This is a genomic window from Mycobacterium sp. (genome assembly GCF_050701675.1).
Classification (GTDB): Bacteria; Actinomycetota; Actinomycetes; order Mycobacteriales; family Mycobacteriaceae; genus Mycobacterium.
Window position 1 is genome coordinate 1 of the sequence record NZ_JBOGDD010000517.1, and the last position, 5,366, is coordinate 5,366.

Genomic DNA, 5,366 nt, shown 5'->3' on the forward strand with positions numbered 1-5,366 from the left:
CGAGGAACGTCCATGCCGACGGAGCGACGGCGGCGCCGAGCAGCCCGACGGCGGTGACGACCAACTGGATGAGAATGATGCCGCGCCGGTCGAACCTGTCACCCAGCGGCACCACCGTCACCAGGCCCACGAGATAGCCACCCTGCGTCGCCGTGGTCACCCAGCCCAGCGCGGCGGTCGACATCTGCAGTTGCGTACCGAGGTCGTTCAGCAGCGGCTGAGCGTAGTAGACGTTGGCCACCGCAGCGCCGCTGACGAACGCCAGTAGGAGGGCCATCCGCGAACCGATGGTCTGGGACGTCCGACTGTCGGGGCCGGCCGTGCATGTCATCCGATTGGCTCGCTTCCTTGGATGTGCGGAGAAGTGGTACTAGATTGAAACCAGACCATAGGCTTAGTGGTTTCGAAATGCAACCAGTTCCCCGACGGAGGTGTCACCCCCATGAGCACTCGCCTCGGGCGATCCACGTGTCCCGTGGCGCGAACGGTCGACGTCGTCGGTGACAAGTGGACGCTCTTGATCCTGCGCGACGCATTCGAGGGGCTGACCCGGTTCACGCAGTTCCAGCGAAGCCTCGGCGTGGCGAAGAACATCCTGTCGGCGCGGTTGACTCAACTGGTCGAGGCAGGCGTGCTTTCGGTGCAACCCGACGCGGGCGGCTCCGCCTACCACGAATACGTGCTCACGCCAAGGGGTGAAGCCCTGTTCCACCTGGTGGTCGCGCTACGGGAATGGGGCTCGGACAACGCCTTCGACGACGACGAACCGCGCAGCACCTACGTCGACGCGCGGAGTGGCGGATCGCTGCCGCGGCTGCGATACGAGACGCCCGACGGCGATGAGGTCCGGCCCGAGCACACTCAACCGGTCAGACCGGCCGGCTGGACCTCGCCGTGAGCAGGGCCGAGCCGACCCACCGTCGCATGTAGTCGCGTAGCTCACTGCCGGTGCGCGGCGGCCTGCCGGGGTCGATGACGAACGACTGGATGATCCGCAAAAGGTGTTCGGCCAACTCGTCGAGGTCGTGGTCGCCGTAACCCGCTGCGGCCCAATCGACGTCGAAACGACCGAGCATCGACTTGGCGAACTGCAGGGCGATGTCGGAGGTGACCGACTCGGTGTGTGCGTCGGCACGGCCCGGCACGATGAGCAGGCCGATGTGCTTGTCCTTGGGTAGCCATTCCAGTGCGGTCGCGATCGCCTCGACGACGGCTTCAACGGGATCGGTGATACCCCGCAGATGATCGGCGAGCCGTTCGAGAAAGCCGACGGCCGCGTGCTCTGCGGCGGCCACCAACAGCGCGTCGGTGCTTGGGAAGTAGCGATACACGGTCTGGCGCGTGACGCCGAGGGTGCGGGCGACGTCGGCGATGCTCAGGTCGGCGCCCCGCTCGTCAATGGCCCTGCCTGCGGCAGCCAGAATCCGCGCGACGGCCTCTTCATCCGTCGCGGGCGTGGATCCCGACCAGCCATGGGTGCGCACGCCCGAATACTAGCCGGGCCCGGCTTCAGCCCCGGTAGGAGACCGACAGCTCCTTGACCCCGTTGATCCAGCCCGATCGAAGCCGTTGTGGTTCGGCGACTTTGGCGATGTCCGGAATCTGGTTCGCGAGCTCGTTGAAGATCAGTTTGATCTCCATGCGGGCCAGGTTGGCTCCGATGCAGAAGTGTGCGCCGTTTCCGCCGAAGCTCAGGTGCGGGTTGGGGTTTCGCAGGATGTCAAATTCGAAGGGCCGGTCGAAGACGGACTCGTCGAAGTTTGCGGAACTGTAGAACAGACCGGCCCGCTGTCCCTCGCGGATGGTGACGCCGCCGAGCTCAACGTCGGCCTGCGCCGTGCGCTGGAAGCAATGCACCGGGGTGGCCCAGCGGACGATCTCGTCGACCGTCGTGTCGGGCCGCTCGTTCTTGAAGAGCTCCCACTGGTCGGGGTTGTCGAAGAACGCGTTCATGCCGTGCGTCATGGCATTGCGGGTGGTCTCGTTGCCCGCCACCGCGAGCAGGATGACGAAGAACGCGAACTCGACGTCGTCCATCGACTCCCCGTCGATGTCGGCTTGCACTAGCCGGGTGACGATGTCGTCGGCAGGACAGCGCCTGCGCTCCTCGGCCATGGTGTACGCGTAGCCCATCAGCTCGGCATTGGCGACCGTCGGATCGGAGTCGAAGTCGGGGTCGTCGGTGTTCATGATGGCGTTGGTCCAACCGAATAACTTGCTGCGGTCGGCCTCGGGGACGCCGATCAGGTCCGCGATCGCCAGCAGCGGCAGCTTGGTCGCGACGTCGTCGACGAAGTTGCCGCCGTCCTTCGTGGCTGCCTCGGCGACGATCTCGCGCGCAGCCACCGCGAGCTTCTCCTCGAGCGCCGCCACGGCGCGCGGTGTGAACAGCCGGGAGACGATCTTGCGCAGCCGGGTGTGCTCGGGAGCGTCGTGGTTGATCAGCAGCGCCTTCGTCAGGTCCAGTTGCTCGCTGGTGACGCCGTCGGGCAGCCGCATCACCGCGCCCTTGCGGTTGGTCGACCAGACCTCACCGTTGCGGGAGATGGACTTGATGTCCTCGTGGCGGCTGATCACCCAGTAGCCACCGTCGTCGAAGATCGACTCCTGCTGCTCGTTCCACCAGACCGGTGCGGTCTTGCGAAGTTCGGCGAACTCGGTGACCGGGATACCGCGAAGCAGGACCTCGGGATCGGTGAAGTCGTACCCGGGGGGCAGGAGCCCGTCGACTCCGAATGGACAGCCGCTCCGAATGGTGGTCACGGCGACACCTCCTCGTGTGACGTAGTGCACTATCGACTTTGACCATACACCGTCGATCAGAGTGTATGCCCGCAGGAAGGTTTAGGGTTGTTGACCGTGCGCGTCCTCGTGATTGGATCCGGTGCCCGTGAACATGCGCTGCTGCTGGCGCTACGCCGAGATCCCGAGGTCGAGGCGCTCGCCGTAGCACCCGGAAACGCGGGCACCGCGGCGCTCGCCGAGCAGTACGACGTCGACATCACCTCCGGTGACGAGGTGGTGAAACTGGCGCAGCGCTTCGGCGCCGACCTCGTGGTGGTTGGCCCCGAGGTGCCCCTGGTTCTCGGCGTCGCCGACGCCGTGCGGGCCGCCGGGATCGCCTGCTTCGGACCGTCGAAGGACGCCGCGCGGATCGAGGGCGCCAAGTCCTTCGCCAAGGACGTCATGGACGCCGCGGGGGTGCGCACCGCCAGGAGTGAGATCGTCGACAACCCGGCGCGCCTCGACGCGACGCTGGACCGGTTCGGCCCCAGCGCGGGCGATCCCGCGTGGGTGGTCAAGGACGACGGTCTTGCCGCGGGCAAGGGCGTGGTGGTGACGGCCGACCGCGACACCGCTCGCGCGCACGCCGCGAGCCTGCTCGACTCCGGTCACCCGGTGCTGCTCGAGTCGTTCCTCGACGGGCCGGAGGTGTCGCTGTTCTGCGTGGTCGACGGCGAGACGGTGGTCCCACTGCTGCCCGCACAGGACTTCAAGCGCGTCGGCGACGGCGACGCCGGTCCCAATACCGGAGGCATGGGCGCGTACACGCCGTTGGACTGGCTGCCTGCCGACGTGGTCGCGTCGATCGTCGACGACGTCGTGAAACCCGTTGCCGCCGAACTCGTCAGGCGTGGTTGCCCGTTCTCCGGGCTGCTGTACGCAGGCCTGGCCATCACGTCCCGTGGCCCCGCGGTGGTGGAATTCAACTGTCGCTTCGGCGATCCCGAGACCCAGGCCGTGCTCGCGCTACTCGAGAGCCCGTTCGGGCAGCTGCTGCGTTCGGCCGCCACCGGAGAACTGGCCGCCCAACCGCCGTTGCAGTGGCGCGACGGCGCCGCGGTGGCCGTGGTGCTCGCCGCCGAGAACTATCCCGGCCGCCCCCGCGTCGGCGACGTCATCGGCGGTTCGGAAGTCTCCGGCGTACTGCACGCGGGAACCGCTAGGCGTGACGACGGCGCCGTGGTGTCCTCGGGTGGCCGCGTGCTCTCGGTGGTGGGCACCGGCGCCGACCTGGCCGCGGCGCGCGACGCCGCGTATGCACTGATCGGTTCGGTTCGATTGCCGGGCAGTCACTTTCGCACCGACATCGGGCTCGCGGCGGCAGAGGGCCGGATCAAGCTGGCCTAGGCGACGAGGATCGGCGCCATCCACTCGATCTCGGCAGGAAGTTGCGAACTCCAGAACGCGCCGTCGTGCCCGCCGGGGGAGAAGCCACCGGACGGCGGAGTGGGCAACTGCGCTATGTACTGCTTGGTGGCCGAGTAGAAGGGATCGCTGTTGCCGCAGTCGATCCTGACGGGGATCGACGCCAGGTTCGGCAGACCCCACACGCTGTTGGCGGCGTAGTCGTCCGCGCCGTCGAAGGCGCCGGGGGCCGTCGCACCCGAGGACGTCCACAGTGCCGGGCTCACGGCGCAGATCGACGCCGTACGCGCCGGACCCAGCCGCGAGCCGAGCAGCAGCGCGCCATAGCCGCCCATCGACCAGCCGAGGAAGCCGACGCGCGACGTGTCAAGGCCTTGCGAGCTCAGCATCGGGATCAGCTCGTCGAGGACCATCGCCCCCGCGTCCTCGCCCGACTCTCGCTTGTGCCAGTAGCCTCCGCCACCGTCGACCGCCACTACGGCGAACGGCGGGATGCCCGCCGCGACGGCCTGCGCCAGCCCGTCCTCGACGCCGCCCGCCATCACGCCCGCCGCGTCCTGACCCTTGCCGTGCAACGCGATGACCGGACGAAGCGAACCGGTCTGGCCCGGAGGTCGGGCGATCGCCCAGTTGGTGGGGACGCCGCCGCGCGCCGCCGACACGAATGACCCGGTGACGTACGTCGGGGCGGCCGTCGGCGCAGGCTCCAGCGGCGGTGGCGGAGCGAGCGGTGCGCCTACTCCCGTCATCGCGACGGGCGGAGTGATGACCCGTGGTTCGCGGAGCGTCGAGCCCAGTGCGTACGCGCCCGCGGCGCCCGCGGCGGCACCGACGCCGAGTCTCAGGATCGCTCGACGGCTCAGGTCTGACACGGAGGCCATCATGCCATCGCCCCGTTACCTACACCCAAACCCGTCGCCGGGACGGACTTCGGCGAGTAGAGGCTCGTAGTTGGCCGAAAGCCCGATGCCGAAGTGCCGTTGCTGGCACGATTCATGTCGTGACGGCAGCGGTCACCCCCAAGGGTGAAAGGCGGCGGTACGCGCTGGTCAGCGCGGCCGCCGATCTGCTATGCGAAGGCGGCTTCGACGCCGTCCGGCACCGCGCGGTCGCCCGCCGCGCGGGGCTGCCGTTGGCGTCGACGACGTACTACTTCTCCTCGCTCGACGACCTCGTCGAGCGAGCCGTCGAATACGCAGGCATCCGTGAGGTCGAAC

7 protein-coding genes are annotated in these 5,366 nt (G+C 68.2%); 3 read left to right on the forward strand and 4 right to left on the reverse strand.

Going from position 1 to position 5,366, the window contains the following annotated elements; all coding sequences use genetic code 11:
* A partial coding sequence (locus ACRDUX_RS15555; protein WP_526414915.1) for an MFS transporter occupies nt 1-331 on the reverse strand: 331 nt, incomplete at its 3' end.
* A gap of 111 nt (nt 332-442) precedes the next feature.
* Here ACRDUX_RS15555 and ACRDUX_RS15560 point away from each other — a divergent pair.
* Nucleotides 443-898, forward strand: coding sequence for a winged helix-turn-helix transcriptional regulator (locus tag ACRDUX_RS15560; protein ID WP_526414916.1), 456 nt, complete (start codon nt 443-445; stop codon nt 896-898).
* Here ACRDUX_RS15560 and ACRDUX_RS15565 read toward each other — a convergent pair.
* Entirely contained in the window at nt 870-1,484 is a 615-nt protein-coding gene (locus tag ACRDUX_RS15565; protein ID WP_526414917.1) for a TetR/AcrR family transcriptional regulator, read from the reverse strand. The genes ACRDUX_RS15560 and ACRDUX_RS15565 overlap by 29 nt on opposite strands.
* Nucleotides 1,485-1,509: 25 nt before the next feature.
* Nucleotides 1,510-2,763: a cytochrome P450 gene (locus ACRDUX_RS15570; RefSeq protein WP_526414918.1), complete on the reverse strand. Its 1,254-nt coding sequence runs from the start codon at nt 2,761-2,763 to the stop codon at nt 1,510-1,512.
* A gap of 96 nt (nt 2,764-2,859) precedes the next feature.
* Between ACRDUX_RS15570 and purD the strand changes: the two genes are divergently transcribed.
* A complete protein-coding gene (gene purD / locus ACRDUX_RS15575) occupies nt 2,860-4,131 on the forward strand; it encodes a phosphoribosylamine--glycine ligase (RefSeq protein ID WP_526414919.1) in 1,272 nt (423 codons plus the stop codon).
* On the opposite strand, the gene ACRDUX_RS15580 is transcribed toward purD, so the two are convergent.
* Entirely contained in the window at nt 4,128-5,033 is a 906-nt protein-coding gene (locus ACRDUX_RS15580; protein WP_526414920.1) for an alpha/beta hydrolase, read from the reverse strand. The genes purD and ACRDUX_RS15580 overlap by 4 nt on opposite strands.
* 107 nt (nt 5,034-5,140) lie before the next feature.
* Between ACRDUX_RS15580 and ACRDUX_RS15585 the strand changes: the two genes are divergently transcribed.
* On the forward strand, nt 5,141-5,366 hold a 226-nt coding region (locus tag ACRDUX_RS15585; RefSeq protein ID WP_526414921.1), incomplete at its 3' end, for a TetR/AcrR family transcriptional regulator.

Coding starts and splice junctions, on each gene's coding strand:
- ACRDUX_RS15560 (WP_526414916.1), top strand. CDS start 443: ATGAGCACTCGCCTCGGGCGATCCACGTGTCCCGTGGCGCGAACGGTC.
- ACRDUX_RS15580 (WP_526414920.1), bottom strand. CDS start 5,033: ATGATGGCCTCCGTGTCAGACCTGAGCCGTCGAGCGATCCTGAGACTC.